The organism is Streptomyces sp. NPDC104307, from assembly GCF_055584045.1.
The window spans coordinates 70355-83759 of the sequence record NZ_JBVJMU010000006.1 but is presented as its reverse complement, the minus strand read 5'-3'; the positions used below and the strand labels follow the sequence as shown (position 1 = coordinate 83759).

At 70.2% G+C, this 13405-nt stretch carries 13 protein-coding genes and 1 pseudogene; 9 read left to right on the top strand and 5 right to left on the bottom strand.

The features are described from left to right. Nucleotides 1-12: 12 nt before the first annotated feature. The 4 genes from ACZ601_RS17660 to ACZ601_RS17645 are packed head-to-tail and all read left to right on the top strand — an operon-like array spanning nucleotide 13 to nucleotide 2644. Nucleotides 13-624 (top strand): isochorismatase family protein, encoded by a 612-nt coding sequence (locus tag ACZ601_RS17660; RefSeq protein WP_469538672.1) that lies wholly within the window; start codon nucleotides 13-15, stop codon nucleotides 622-624. Nucleotides 625-661: 37 nt separating this feature from the next. Further along, nucleotides 662-1447 carry a DeoR/GlpR family DNA-binding transcription regulator gene (locus tag ACZ601_RS17655; protein WP_469538670.1) on the top strand — a complete coding sequence of 262 codons (786 nt, stop codon included), beginning with the start codon at nucleotides 662-664 and terminating at the stop codon, nucleotides 1445-1447. A gap of 28 nt (nucleotides 1448-1475) precedes the next feature. Continuing rightward, the gene (locus ACZ601_RS17650; protein ID WP_469538668.1) at nucleotides 1476-1853 is read left to right on the top strand and encodes a DUF4406 domain-containing protein; all 378 of its coding nucleotides are present in this window, start codon (nucleotides 1476-1478) and stop codon (nucleotides 1851-1853) included. Further along, nucleotides 1850-2644 (top strand): NUDIX domain-containing protein, encoded by a 795-nt coding sequence (locus tag ACZ601_RS17645; protein WP_469538666.1) that lies wholly within the window; start codon nucleotides 1850-1852, stop codon nucleotides 2642-2644. The genes ACZ601_RS17650 and ACZ601_RS17645 overlap by 4 nt, the downstream gene beginning before the upstream one ends. Here the strand turns inward: ACZ601_RS17645 and ACZ601_RS17640 are convergent. Then, complete coding sequence (locus tag ACZ601_RS17640; protein ID WP_469538663.1) at nucleotides 2638-3513, bottom strand: NmrA family NAD(P)-binding protein; 876 nt, start codon at nucleotides 3511-3513, stop codon at nucleotides 2638-2640. The genes ACZ601_RS17645 and ACZ601_RS17640 overlap by 7 nt on opposite strands. Nucleotides 3514-3603: 90 nt before the next feature. Here ACZ601_RS17640 and ACZ601_RS17635 point away from each other — a divergent pair, with 90 nt between their 5' ends. Next, nucleotides 3604-4476 carry a TetR/AcrR family transcriptional regulator gene (locus ACZ601_RS17635; protein WP_469538660.1) on the top strand — a complete coding sequence of 291 codons (873 nt, stop codon included), beginning with the start codon at nucleotides 3604-3606 and terminating at the stop codon, nucleotides 4474-4476. Nucleotides 4477-4638: 162 nt separating this feature from the next. Here ACZ601_RS17635 and ACZ601_RS17630 read toward each other — a convergent pair whose 3' ends face one another. Then, nucleotides 4639-6261, bottom strand: a complete 1623-nt coding sequence (locus ACZ601_RS17630; RefSeq protein WP_469538658.1) for an adenosine deaminase family protein — start codon at nucleotides 6259-6261, stop codon at nucleotides 4639-4641. A 288-nt stretch (nucleotides 6262-6549) separates the two neighbouring features. Between ACZ601_RS17630 and metG the strand changes: the two genes are divergently transcribed. Next, nucleotides 6550-8271 (top strand): methionine--tRNA ligase, encoded by a 1722-nt coding sequence (metG, locus tag ACZ601_RS17625; RefSeq protein WP_469538655.1) that lies wholly within the window; start codon nucleotides 6550-6552, stop codon nucleotides 8269-8271. Nucleotides 8272-8334: 63 nt separating this feature from the next. On the opposite strand, the gene ACZ601_RS17620 is transcribed toward metG, so the two are convergent. Continuing rightward, complete coding sequence (locus ACZ601_RS17620) at nucleotides 8335-9069, bottom strand: GbsR/MarR family transcriptional regulator (protein WP_469539481.1); 735 nt, start codon at nucleotides 9067-9069, stop codon at nucleotides 8335-8337. Nucleotides 9070-9312: 243 nt separating this feature from the next. Between ACZ601_RS17620 and ACZ601_RS17615 the strand changes: the two genes are divergently transcribed. The 3 genes and pseudogenes from ACZ601_RS17615 to ACZ601_RS17605 all read left to right on the top strand — a co-directional run bounded on the left by ACZ601_RS17615 (nucleotide 9313) and on the right by ACZ601_RS17605 (nucleotide 11757). Next, nucleotides 9313-9984: a DUF4097 family beta strand repeat-containing protein gene (locus tag ACZ601_RS17615; RefSeq protein ID WP_440575559.1), complete on the top strand. Its 672-nt coding sequence runs from the start codon at nucleotides 9313-9315 to the stop codon at nucleotides 9982-9984. Between the two features lie 12 nt (nucleotides 9985-9996). Then, nucleotides 9997-10968, top strand: coding sequence for an ATP-binding cassette domain-containing protein (locus ACZ601_RS17610; protein ID WP_469538650.1), 972 nt, complete (start codon nucleotides 9997-9999; stop codon nucleotides 10966-10968). Then, nucleotides 10965-11757, top strand: a pseudogene (locus ACZ601_RS17605) (ABC transporter permease). Before ACZ601_RS17610 ends, ACZ601_RS17605 begins: the two are co-directional and overlap by 4 nt. 85 nt (nucleotides 11758-11842) lie before the next feature. Here the strand turns inward: ACZ601_RS17605 and ACZ601_RS17600 are convergent. Next, complete coding sequence (locus tag ACZ601_RS17600) at nucleotides 11843-12379, bottom strand: hypothetical protein (protein ID WP_469538647.1); 537 nt, start codon at nucleotides 12377-12379, stop codon at nucleotides 11843-11845. Between the two features lie 118 nt (nucleotides 12380-12497). Continuing rightward, nucleotides 12498-12920, bottom strand: a complete 423-nt coding sequence (locus tag ACZ601_RS17595) for a hypothetical protein (RefSeq protein ID WP_469538644.1) — start codon at nucleotides 12918-12920, stop codon at nucleotides 12498-12500. Nucleotides 12921-13405 lie beyond the last annotated feature (485 nt).

Genomic DNA, 13405 nt, shown 5'->3' with positions numbered 1-13405 from the left:
GAACCTTCTGCAATGAGCGTCTCCACGACCCTGCGCGACGTCATCGGCCTCGACAACACGCTGCCGAGCCTCGGCTCGGCCACCCTGCTCATGATCGACTTCCAGAACACCTACCGCACCGGCGTCATGGCGCTGGAAGGCGCCGAACCGGCCCTGGCCGCCGGGGCACGCCTGCTGGCCGCCGCCCGTGAGGCGGGGGCGGCGGTCATCCACATCGTCAACGACGGCGGTGAGGGCGGTCCGTACGACATTCGCGCGGAGATCGGCGCCATCAGCTCGGAGGTGGCCCCGGTCGCGGGTGAGCCGGTCGTCGTCAAGCAGTTCCCCGACGCCTTCCGCGGTACGGACCTGGAGAAGGTCCTGCGGGAGCGGGGCGCCGGTCCGGAGCTGGTGCTGGCCGGGTTCATGACCCACATGTGCGTCACGTTCACCGCCCAGGGCGCCTTCAATCACGGTTACCGGCCCACGGTCGTGGCCGAGGCCACCGCCACCCGCTCGCTGCCCGCCCCGGACGGCAGCGCACTGCCTGCTGCCGCCCTCCAGGCCGCCGCCCTGACCACCGTCGCGGACCTCTTCGGCACGGTGGCCCCGACGGTCGGTCACCTCACGAACTCGCACAGGTGAATGTTTAAACGAACATGACTATGTTAGAAATGAGGGTATGGGTGTCGCCAACCGTCTTGACCTGACCTTGCGGCTGGTGCAGGGCTCCGACCGGGTTTCCGTGTCGGAGCTCTCGCATCGACTGGGGGTCTCCGAAATGACCGTGCGCAGGGACCTCGACGCACTTGAGTGCCAGGGGCTGGTGCGCCGGGTGCACGGAGGTGCCGTCGCCACGCGGTCCCGTGAGGAAGGGGCGGGTTTCTCGGCGCGCGAGCCATGGCAGGCCGCGACCAAGGACCGGCTCGGGGCGGCGGTGGCCGCGATGGTGGAGCCGGGTTCCAGGGTGCTGCTGGACGCGGGCACCACCACCGTCCACGTCGCGGAGCACCTCGCGGAACGGGCCCCGCTCACGGTGGCGGTCCTCAGCCTGCAAGCCGCGGTGAGCTTGGCGGACCGGCCCGGGATCGACCTGTTGGTCGTGGGCGGCCGGTCCCGTCCCGGCGAGCGGTCCCTCGTCGGGCCGCTCGCCCTGCGCACACTGGAGGCGCTGGCCTTCGACTGCTTCGTACTGTCCATCGGCGGTGTGCACGCCGAGTACGGGTGGTCGGAGTTCTCGCTGGACGACGCGGCGGTCAAGCAGTCCGCGCTCGCGGGAGCCACCCGGACGATCGCGGTGGCGGACGCGACCAAGCTCGGGGTGCGCGCGTTCAGCCGGGTCGCCCCGCTGGGCGCGGTCGACGACTTCGTCACCGACGCCGCGGCCGAGGACCCGGCCACCCATCCCAACGGCCCCCAGACCCTTACGGCCCTGCGCGACGAGGGCGTCCGCACCACCCTGGCCTGAACCCGGCCCACTCCGAGGAGCACCCGTCATGACTGCCGCCCCGCGCCCCCTGATGATCCTGGTCGCCGGCCCCTACCGTTCGGGTACCGGGGACGACCCGGTCAAGCTCGACGCCCATGTACGCGCGATGAACCTGACCGCACTGGCGCTCTTCCGCGCGGGCCACCTGCCGCTCACCGGCGAGGCACTGGCCCTTCCGCTGGTGGAGGCCGCGGGGAGCACGGGGCCGGGCGACCCGGTCTTCCAGGAGATCTTCCACCCCGTCGCCGAGCGCCTGCTGGCGCGCTGCGACGCCGTACTGCGCATCGGAGGCCCCTCGGAGGGCGCGGACCGGATGGTGACGACGGCCCAGGGCCTGGGCCTGGACGTCTACACCGGCATCGACGACATCCCGGCCGCGCGGTGACCGCCGGCCTGGACACCCCGGACCGGCGCGGGCGCACAGGCCTGGACCGGCACGGCCGGGACCTGACCGGGAACCCGAGGGTGCGCGTCAGGGAGGTGGACGTGCTCTCCTGCGACTGGTACGTCCTGCGCAGGACGACCTTCGACTACCAGCACAGTGACGGGCATTGGAGCCGGGAGCAGCGCGAGACGTACGACCGGGGCGACGGCGCCACGGTCCTGCTCCACAACGCCGAACGCCGCACCGTGCTGCTCACCCGTCAGTTCCGCCTGCCCGCGTACGTGAACGGGCACCCCGACGGGATGCTGATCGAGGCGGCTGCCGGGCTGCTGGACGGTGATGCCCCGGAGGAGGCCATTCGCCGGGAGGCGGCCGAGGAGACCGGACACGTCATCGGAGCCCCCGAGCCGGTGTTCACCGTCTACATGAGCCCGGGGTCGGTCACCGAGCGCCTGCATTTCTACGCCGCCCCCTACGATTCCGTGACCAAGGTGACCAAGGTGACCAAGGTGTCCACGGTGGCCAACGTGATCACGGGTGCCGAGGTAGCCACGGTGATCACGGATGCCAAGGTGACCACGGACGCCGAGGTGGCCACGGTGACCGGCGGGTACGGGGTCGCGGAGGAGGGCGAGGACATCGCGACCGTGGAGCTCCCCTTCGACGAGGCGCTCGCGATGATCCGCAGCGGGGACATCGCAGATGCCAAGACCATCATGCTGCTCCAGTGGGCAGCTCTGGACGGACCGTTCAGGCACCCCGGTCCGGCGGCCCGGCCCCGCCCCTACTGACCGCTGTTGTCGCCGGCCATCTGCTCGCGCAGCACGGTGCCCATGCCAATGGGCTCCCGCCCGAGCAGTTCGGCCAGCGTCGGGTCGACCGCGGCGAATTCACCGGCGCGGGCGGCCGCGAAGATGCCGAGCAGCTGGTCCGCGACCTCCGCGGGGGCGCCGTGGCCCACCAGCTGTTCCCGAAATTCGGCGTCGGGCACGGTGGTCCTGGTGGTGGTGCGGCCCGTGATCCCGGCGGCGATGCCCGCGATGTCGTCGAACGTGAGCGCCTGGGTCCCGGTGAGCGGCGGTGTGGGCCCGTCGAAGCGGCCCTCGTCGGCCAGGATGGCCGCCGCCGCGTCCGCGAGGTCGGCGTGCGTGGTCCAGGCCACCGGTCCGTCCGCGGGGAGCGCGATGTCACCGGACTCCAGACCCTGGGCGGCGAACTGCACCGCGCTGGCGGCGTAGAAGCCGTTGCGCAGGGAGGTGAACGGTATGCCGGAGGCGCGCAACGCGTCCTCGGTGGCGGCGTGGTCGCGGCAGGCCTGGAAGTGCGAGGCGTGGCCGGCGCCCATCTGGCTGGTGTAGAGGATGCGCCCGACGCCCGCCGCTACCGCCCCGTCGATCGCGGCGCGGTGCTGCCGCACGCACTCCTCGCCCATCTTGTCGACGGAGACGATGAGTACCTGGGAGGCGCCCTCGAAGGCGTGGGCGAGGCTGTCGGGGTCGGTGAAGCTGCCCTGCCGCACCCGCACGCCACGGTCCGCGAACGTCTTCGCCTTCTGCGGGTCGCGGACGCTGACGCCGATCCGGTCCGCCGGTAGGCGCGTCAGCAGCCTCTCGACGATCTGACGCCCGAGCTTTCCGGTGGCTCCGGTCACGATGATCATGGTGTGCTCCAATGTCGCGTTTCCAGTGGAATCACTTCCACCGTAACACTGGAATTATCGATGGAACCAGTCTCGCTGTATCATCGATATATGGCCCCACGTTCACGCGACATCGACTCCGACTCCGATACCGGCACCGCCCGCGCCGCCGATGCCGGCACCGCCGGAGGCGTCGGCCGCGGTCACGGCGGCGGTGGCAGCGCAGACAGTGACATCCGCGCCGCTGCCGGTATCGCTGCCGCCGCTGATGTCGACGGCGACGGCGACGTCGATGCCGATACGCATGCGCACCCCAGGCAGCGGATCATCGAGGCGGCGGCCGGTCTGCTGGCGCGCGAGGGGCGCGACGCCGTCACCACCCGCGCGGTCGCGGTCGCGGCGGGCGTGCAGCCGCCGGCGATCTACCGCATGTTCGGCGACAAGGGCGGGCTGCTCGACGCGGTGGCCGAGTACGGCTTCGCCACGTTCCTCGCGACCAAGCACGTGGACCCCGACCCGCCGGATCTCATAGAGGACCTGCGGGGAGGATGGGATCTGGCAGTCGAGTTCGGCCTCGCCAATCCGGCGTTGTTCACGCTGATGTACAGCGAGCCCACGAGGCCCGCCTCCGCGGCTTTCAGGGCGGGCCTGGAGGTCCTCATGGGGCGGATCAGGCGGCTGGCCGCCGGGGGCTGGCTCCGCGTCGACGAGCAGCTCGCGGCGATGCTCATCCACGCCACGGCGCGGGGCGCGGTGCTCACCTGGCTGTCCCTGCCCGAGGACCGGCGCGACCCCGCGCTGTTGACGACGCTCCGGGAGTCCATGGTCGACGCGGTGACCAACCGGGAGCCGGCGGTACGGGACGCGGGTCCGGCCGGTGCCGCCCGCGCCCTGCGCGCCGCGCTGCCGGAGCAGACGGTTCTCAGTGGCGCGGAGCAGCACCTGCTGAGGGAGTGGCTGGACCGCGTGGCCTCCGACGGCTGAGCCGCACCGCACCGCCCGGACCGGACGCACCGCCCCGGACGCACCGGGCCGGACGCACCGGGCCGGACCGGATGCGCCGGGCCGGACCGGATGCGCCGGGCCGCACCGGACGCACCGCACCGGGCGTCACACCGCCGCGACCGCCGCAACCATCAAACCGCCTCAGCCGCGTCCGCCGTTGTCGCGCTCGAAGGTGGCGAAGGCCGCCTCCTGGCGCCACTCCGTCGCGGCCTTCGGGCTGGCGGCGAGGTAGCGGGAGCAGCTCGGACCCGGCCGTCCGGTGCCGGGCCGGTCGCCGCGGCAGGCCGGGACCAGCCGGTAGCCCGAGGGAGCGGAGCCGTCGGCCCACAGACTGCGGCCGTCGCGGAACGCGTACTCCAGCGAGGCGCGGGCCAGGTCCTTCAGCTCGGTGTAGCCGAGCCCGTAGGTCCGGGCGGCGTACTGGTACTCGTGGCTGACATCGATCCGTGAGACCCCCGGATCGTCGGTGGCCAGGACCACCGGGACGCCGTAGCTGCGGTAGGCGTTGAACGGGTGGTCGTTGCCCGCGATGCCGAGGATCTGCTTGTTGCTGGAGAACGGCACCTCGACGGCGACCCCGCGCCGCGCCATGGTCCGGGCGAGCTGCCGCCAGTTGTCCTCGTGGATCAGGTCGACGCCGTGCCCGATGCGCTCGGCACCGGCGACGAGCACGGCCTCGCGGATGTGGAAGGTCAGGTCCTCCGGCTTGACCAGGCCGGAGGCCAGCTCACCGGCGTGCAGGGTGAGGTGGGCACCGGGGTACTGGCCGCGCAGGTACTTCAGCATCCGCATCTGGAGCCGGTAGTCGGCCAGCGCGCTCTCCCCGTCCTCGGGCTGTACGAGGTTGACCGCGACGAACCTCGGGTCGCGCTCCGCCAGCCGCATGCCCACCGCGATCTGCGTGAACACCCGCGCCGGGGAGCTGCCCCGGGAGACCTGGGAGATCCACCGCACGGGCAGCCGGCAGCCCGGGTCGGGGCGCGCGGTGTCGCAGTGCGCGGCGGCCCGGAACTGCACGTCGGCTTCGTCGGCCTCCTTGACCGCGTCGTCGACGACCCGGTCAAGCTGCCCTCCGGCCAGCAGCTTGCGGTGGAAGGCGGCCAGATCGGCGTCGTAACCCACCTTCTCGGCAAGTGCCTTGGCGCTGTCAGAGGCCGGGGTGACCATGGTCTCCAGGTAGAACTGGTTCTGCTTGACCACGGTGTCGGCCACATTGGCGAGGAGCTTGCCTCGGTCCCAGGTCGCCCGCCCGAACTTGCCGAACGTGTCGAAGAAGTGGTCGTGCCCGGACTGGTCGGCCGGGAAGTCCTGCATGGACCAGGCCCTGACGATCTGCTGCCGGAACGTCGCGTCCGTCCGGGCGTCGGACGCGGGCCGCGTGCCCGTCCCGCACGGCGGTGCGACAGCCGTCATCGTCGCGTCGATGCAGAGGCCCTGCTCGATCGCGAGCTTGAGCAGGAACTCGGTGGTGGCAGCGCCCGACAAGTGGTTGTGGAGGTCACCGCCCTTGGGCAGGTCCTCGAAGAAGGCCTTCAGCCGCGCGGGCCTGTTCCGCAACGAGCCGAGGTACGCGTCGGTCCTGCGCTCGGCCGGGGTCACCGCACGGGGCGGGGCCTGCCTGACGCTCTGTGGCGACGCGTCGTCCGTGGGCGCGGCCGCGGCGGCGGCCGGGAGCGACGGGAGCAGGGTCAGCGCGGCGAGTGCGCCGAGCCCGGCCAGGAGGCGGGGCTTGGGACGGTGTGCCGTCCGGGTTGTTGAGATCACGGCCGAATGATCGCTTCCGATCCGGGAGTTCCTCCCCCAAAACGCATGTACGGACTGAAAGTTCCACCCGATCGAGTGCCTGACCAGCAACAGCGTCCGACACCCCGTCACCCCGACACCCCGGCAACCCCGAAGTCAAGGGCCAGGCGGTTCTCACGCCACCAGCTCGTGCGCGGCACGGTTGAATGACCTGAGCGGTCGCACCGGCCGCACCGGCCGCACTGTCCCGACCGGGGCCCGCCGTGGCACTGCCGCCGGCGCCGTACGCACGAAAAGGAGCATCAGAGGATGGCTCGACACTTGGTAACCAGCGCGCTTCCCTACATCAACGGGATCAAGCACCTGGGCAACATGGTCGGGTCGATGCTTCCGGCGGATGTGTACTCCCGGTACCTCCGCCAGCGTGGTCATGACGTCCTGTACATCTGCGCGACGGACGAGCACGGGACGCCCGCCGAGTTGGCGGCGAAGGCGGCCGGACTGCCGGTGGCGGAGTTCTGCGCCCAGGCCCACGACGCGCAGAAGGCGGTCTACGACGGCTTCCAGCTGGCCTTCGACTACTTCGGCCGCAGTTCCTCACCGCAGAACGCCGAGATCACCCAGCACTTCGCGCGCCGGCTGCGGAAGAACGGCTTCATCGAGGAGCGGGCGATCCGCCAGGTCTACTCGCCCGCCGACGGCCGCTTCCTGCCCGACCGGTACGTCGAGGGAACCTGCCCGCACTGCGGATACGACAAGGCGCGCGGCGACCAGTGCGAGAACTGCACCCGCGTCCTGGACCCGACCGACCTGCTGAACCCGCGCTCCGCGATCAGCGGCTCCACGGAGCTGGAGGTCCGCGAGACGAAGCACCTCTTTCTCCTCCAGTCGAAGCTCCAGCACGAGGTCGAGGCGTGGGTGACCCGGCACGAGGCCGACTGGCCACAGCTGTCCGCGTCCATCGCCCGCAAGTGGCTCACCGAGGGCCTGCACGACCGCGCCATCACCCGTGACCTGGACTGGGGCGTCCCGGTCCCGGCCGACACCTGGCCGGAGCTGGCGGCCGAAGGCAAGGTCTTCTACGTCTGGTTCGACGCCCCGATCGAGTACATCGGTGCGACGAAGGAGTGGTCGGACGCCGCCCCGTCCGGCGAGGACCGTGACTGGAAGTCGTGGTGGTACGAGGCCGAAGACACCGTCCACTACACGCAGTTCATGGCGAAGGACAACGTACCGTTCCACACGGTGATGTTCCCGGCCACCGAACTCGGCGTACGGGAGCCGTGGAAGAAGGTCGACGTCGTCAAGGGCTTCAACTGGCTGACGTACTACGGCGGCAAGTTCTCCACCTCCCAGCGACGGGGCATCTTCACCGACGCCGCCCTGGAGACCCTGCCGGCCGACTACTGGCGCTACTTCCTGATCGCCAACGCCCCCGAGTCCGACGACTCCTCCTTCACCTGGGAGCACTTCGCCGCCACGGTCAACAAGGACCTCGCCGACACCCTCGGCAACTTCGTCAACCGCGTGCTGTCCTTCTCCCGCAAGCGGTTCGGTGACGACGTCCCGGCGGGAAGCCCGGCCGGAGAGGCGGAGGCGCGGCTGGGTGAGGAGAGCGCGCGCCTCCTCGCCGAGTACGAGGAACACATGGAGGCCCTCCAGTACCGCAAGGCCGCTGCCGCGCTGCGCGCCCTGTGGTCGGCGGGCAACTCCTACCTGGAGGACAAGGCCCCCTGGCTGGAGATCAGGACAGACCCGGAGGGCGCGGCCCTGACCCTGCGCACGGCGATGAACCTCATCCACCTCTACGCGATCGTCTCCGAACCGCTGATCCCGGCCGCGGCCGCCGCCATGCGCGGCGCCTTCGAGTTCGAGGGCGACACCGCGACCTGGGTGACCGCCGAACAGGCGGGTTCCCTGGACGCCGTCCCGGCCGGTACGCCGTTCACCGTGCCGCCGGTGCTCTTCGCGAAGATCTCCGAGGAGGACCTGGAGTCCTTCCGGGCACGCTTCGGCGGAGCCGACGCCTGACGGGACGGCCCGGCCCCGTACCCGCGTACACGTACTCGTGTCCCGTACGCCTCTGAGGCACCGTCAGTCAGCGTTGTCCGGGGGCGTTTCGGGCTTGGTGTGCAGAACCTCGCGGGCCTGCTCGGCGGAGCGGATGAGGCTCTCGGTGACGAAGTCGAGGAAACGGGCGATGTTTTCGAGGCGGACACCGGCCGGGGTGGTGGGACCGAGAACGCCGACGCCCTGCCGTGCGGTCTCGACGATCTGGGCGGTCGACCGGGCGCTGGAGATCATCGACTGGTACCAGATGTCGTCGTCGACGACGTAGCGCTCGCGGCGGCGTTCGTCGCGTTCCCGGCGAACGAGGCCCTGGCTGTCGAGGAACGCGACCGCCTTGGAGATCGACGCCGGGCTGACCTGCAGGCGCTGGACCAGTTCGGAGGCGGTGAGGCTGCCCGAGTCGGCGGTGTACAGGCAGGTCATCACCCTGGCCATCATCTTGGGCGTGCCCGACTGTATGAGGGCGGTCGTGAAGATCTCCTCGTACTCGCGCACCGCCTCCGCGTCGCGCCCATGGGCCTGCGCGGGCGCCACGGACTTCCGGGGCGCGGTCTGCCCGCGCCGGTGAGTGCGGCGTTCGGTCGCGCGGTGGGCGAGGTCGGCGCGGTACGTGGTGGGGCCGCCGTTGCGCATTACCTCGCGCGTGACGGTCGAGGTCGGACGGTCGAGCCGTCTGGCGATCTCCGCGTAGGCCAGGCCGTCGGCCAGTCCCAGCGCGATCTGCTGACGTTCCTGCTGGGTGAGCCTGCCTCCGGGCATCGCGGTCTCCTTCATGGTCTGCGGTGCCGCCAGCATAGCGTTCACTTTCAATTCATTGCAACGAGCATCGGGCAGGTTGTTGCATTAGATCCGAGACGGTTGCAACGATATGAGCGCGTTGAACTGCGTAAACGCAATTGCAGTGCAACGAGTGCGTTGCCAGTTCATTGAACACAACGTAGCGTTTCCACTATCAGAAACGGCGGACGCAGGGAGCGGCCGCCGCAGAAGAGGGAGAACGCCATGCAGAAGTTCGACACCCCCACCGCCGTCTCGGCCGTCCTCGACATCCCTGCCGGACGCATCCGGCTCATCGCCGCCGACCGGGCGGACACCACGGTCGAGATCCTCCCCGCGGACGCCTCGAAGGGCCGCGACGTCCAGGCGGCGGAGCGGATCACGGTCGAGTACGACGACGGCGTCCTGCGGATCGCGGCCGCACCGCCGAAGAACCGAATCCTCGGCAGCTCCGGATCCGTCGAGGTGACCGTCCAACTGCCCGCCGACTCCCGCGTCGAGGCGAACGCGGCCGCCGCCGAGTTCCGGGGCGTCGGGCGGCTCGGTGACGTCGCCTTCGAGGGCGCTCAGGGCTCGGTCAAGCTCGACCAGGTCGCCGGCGCGCACATCAGCCTCCTCGCCGGTGACATCTCGGTCGGCCACCTGGGCGGCCCCGCGGAGATCAGCACCCAGAAGGGCGACCTCCGGATCGTCGAGGCCGTGCGCGGCACGGTCGTCCTGAGCACCCTGTCCGGCGACGTGTCGGTCGGCGCCGCCCGAGGCGTCTCCGCGTCCCTGGACGCCGGCACCGGCTACGGCCGGATCGAGAACGCGCTGAAGAACACCGAGGGCGCCGCCGCCGGCCTGAACATCCGCGCGACCACCACCCAGGGCGACATCGTCGCCCGCAGTCTCTGAGGAGCAACTGTCATGACGAACCTGGCTATTGAGGCGAGCGGACTGCGCAAGTCCTACGGGGAAAAGGTCGTCCTCGACGGGATCGACCTGGCGGTCCCGGCCGGCACGGTCTTCGCGCTGCTCGGCCCGAACGGTGCGGGAAAGACCACTGCCGTGAAGATCCTCTCCACGCTCGTGTCCCCCGACCCCGGCTCCGGCTCCATTCGGGTCGGCGGCCACGAACTGGCCACAGAGCGGCAGGCGGTACGCGCGGCGATCGGCGTCACCGGCCAGTTCTCCGCCGTCGACGGACTGATCACCGGCGAGGAGAACATGCTGCTGATGGCCGACCTGCACCACCTGCCCCGCACCGAGGGCCGCCGCACCACCACCGAACTACTGGAACGCTTCGACCTCACCGACGCCGCGAAGAAGCCCGCCTCCACGTACTCCGGAGGCATGAAGCGCCGCCTCGACATCGCGATGACCCTGGTGGGCGGCCCCAGGATCATCTTCCTCGACGAACCCACCACCGGCCTGGACCCCCGCAGCCGCCACAACATGTGGCAGATCATCCGGGAGCTCGTCTCCGACGGCGTCACCATCTTCCTCACCACGCAATACCTCGAAGAGGCCGACGAACTCGCCGACCGCATCGCCGTACTCAACGACGGAAAGATCGCCGCCGAAGGCACCGCCAAGGAACTCAAACGCCTCATCCCCGGCGGACACATCCGCCTCCGCTTCACCGACCCCGCCACCTACCGCCACGCCGCCACCGCCCTGCCCGACGCCACCCATGACGACGAAGGGCTCTCCCTGCAGATCCTCAGCAACGGCAGCCAGCACGAACTGCGCACCATCCTGGACCGCCTCGACGCCGCCGACATCCAGGCCGACGAGCTGACCGTCCACACCCCCGACCTCGACGACGTGTTCTTCGCCCTCACCGCATCCCCCAATGCCCCCGAGATCCCAGGCCAGTTGAAGGAGACAGCCCGATGAGCACCCTGCCCCTCGCCGCGCGCGACTGCACCACCATGCTGCGCCGCAACCTTTTGCACGCCCGCCGCTATCCCTCCCTCACCCTCAACCTCCTCCTCACCCCCGTGATGCTGCTCCTGCTCTTCGTCTACATCTTCGGCGGCGTGATGAGCGCCGGCCTCGGTGGCGGTGGCGGGGACCGCTCCGACTACATCGCCTACATCGTTCCCGGCATCCTGCTCATGACCATCGGCAGCACCGTCGTCGGAACCGCCGTGTCCGTCTCCACCGACATGACCGAAGGCATCATCGCCCGCTTCCGCACCATGGCCATCCACCGCGGTTCCGTACTCGTCGGACACGTCGTCGGCAGCGTTCTGCAGGCAGTCATGAGCGTCGTCCTCGTCGGCGCCGTGGCCGTGGCGATCGGCTTCCGCTCCACCGACGCCACCCCCCCTGGAGTGGATCGCCGCCTTCGCCCTGCTCGTCCTCTTCGCCACCGCACTCACCTGGATCGCCGTCGGCATGGGCCTCATCAGCCCCAACGCCGAAGCCGCCAGCAACAACGCCCTGCCGATGATCCTGCTGCCGCTGCTCTCCAGCGCCTTCATCCCCGTCGACACCATGCCCGCCTGGTTCCGGCCCATCGCCGAGTACCAGCCCTTCACCCCCGCCATCGAGACCCTGCGCGGGCTCCTCCTCGGCACCGAGATCGGCAACAACGGCTGGCTCACCATCGCCTGGTCCCTCGCCCTCGCCGCCCTCGGCTACCGCTGGTCGACATCGACCTTCAACCGTGACCCGAAGTAACGGCCGCAGCACCGCACACCACAGCACCTCACAGCACCTCAGCAAGCCGGCACCCCGGCCTCACCGAACCCGTGACCGCAGCAGCTCAGTCCGCGTCCGCGCTGGACAACGCGTCGGTGATCAGACGGGTGGCGAAGTCGGGGTCGTCGGCGATCCGGTTGATGTGTTCCGCGAGCAGGAACGCGGTGGCCTCAAGGGGAGTCATCTCCGCTTCGGTCCAGTCCCCGTACTGCTGGCGCCACAGATTGGGGCTCAGGCCGGTGCCCGCGGCGATCACGAGGCCGGCCATGGTGGGGATGACCTCAGGCGGGCAGCTCCTGGGCATCATGCGCATCGAGGCGACCAGAGTCGGCACCACGTACTCGATGACGTCCTTGTCGACCTGCTCGTGGGTCGTCCGCAGCCACTTCATGAACATGAAGATGAGCGTGCACGCGCCGTCCAGTAGATCCTGAGCCCCCTCCGGCCCCAGTGATTCGGCGAACTGGTCGACCATCTCCTGCTGTTCGGAGTCGGTCGCGGCCTCGCCCGAATGGACACGTCTGAGCCTGGAGTCGATCATCATGATCGCCGTCCCCACATCGCCGGCCGGAGCGTGCTGGGGGTCACAGGGCGATGACACAGGGTTCCTCCTCAGTTGCCCACGGTGGGCAGTGCGGCGGATTCGACAGTAGACCGGCGACGAGGCGCGGGTCCCGGGAATCCCGGCGCAGGGCCCGATCGTGGCCGCACCCCGGCCGTCAGCGGCCGGTGTCCGGGGGCAGGTGAAAGGTCAAGCCGGAGACGTCACGGGCCTGGATCACCGGGGCGGACTGCGTTCCCCCGCTGATGCTGTTGCGCACGTCACCGCCCGCGCCCGGCTGGGCGGCCCGCCACCACGCGTCAAGGAGCGCGCGGAACTCCGCGTCCAGGGCGGCCCGTACGCCCAGAGCCGTCACCAGCGCCTGTGCGTGCAGCGGGTCGGCGGGATCGGCCGCCAGGGCGGCGGCCTCCGGCTCGCCCGAGCTGACCACGGCCGCTCCGTCCCCTTCCGGGCCTTGCGCCGTACCGCGCCGGAACGGACGCCTCACCAGTGCGGTAAGTCCCTGCCAGCTCTGACGGCCTGCCTCGCCGCCCGCACTTGAGGCAAGCGCCGCGAGCGCCGCCGCTGTGATCGGGTCCATGAGAGCACTCCCCTGAGTCACGATCCGTTCGGAACACCTTAGATCCGGGTCGCGGAGCGGTACAGGACGCCCACCCGGGGCTACGGCCACACGACAGTCACGACAGCCACCACAGCCTCGACGGCTGCGGCCGCCGTGAACGACCCGACGGCAGAAGGCCCACTGCTCCTTGTTGCGCATGCCTGCCGACGCGGTCACCGCCACCTGCGGCAATATGTGCTCCAGGCCACCTGATCCGCACGGGTGCGCGGACCTCTACCCCGCCCTGCCCCTCGGGCGGACAACGGGTCAGGCCCGGCACTGATTTCTCAGTACCGGGCCTGACCCGGTATTTCAGCTGTCGGGGTAGCGGGATTTGAACCCACGACCTCTTCGTCCTGAATGAGGTTCGGCCAAGATCGCTACCTGGAGATCTCGCTAAACCTGCAGGTCAAAGGCTTGGTCTGGGATGGTGTGGCGGGGTTCCGTGAGGGTCCGGGAGGAAG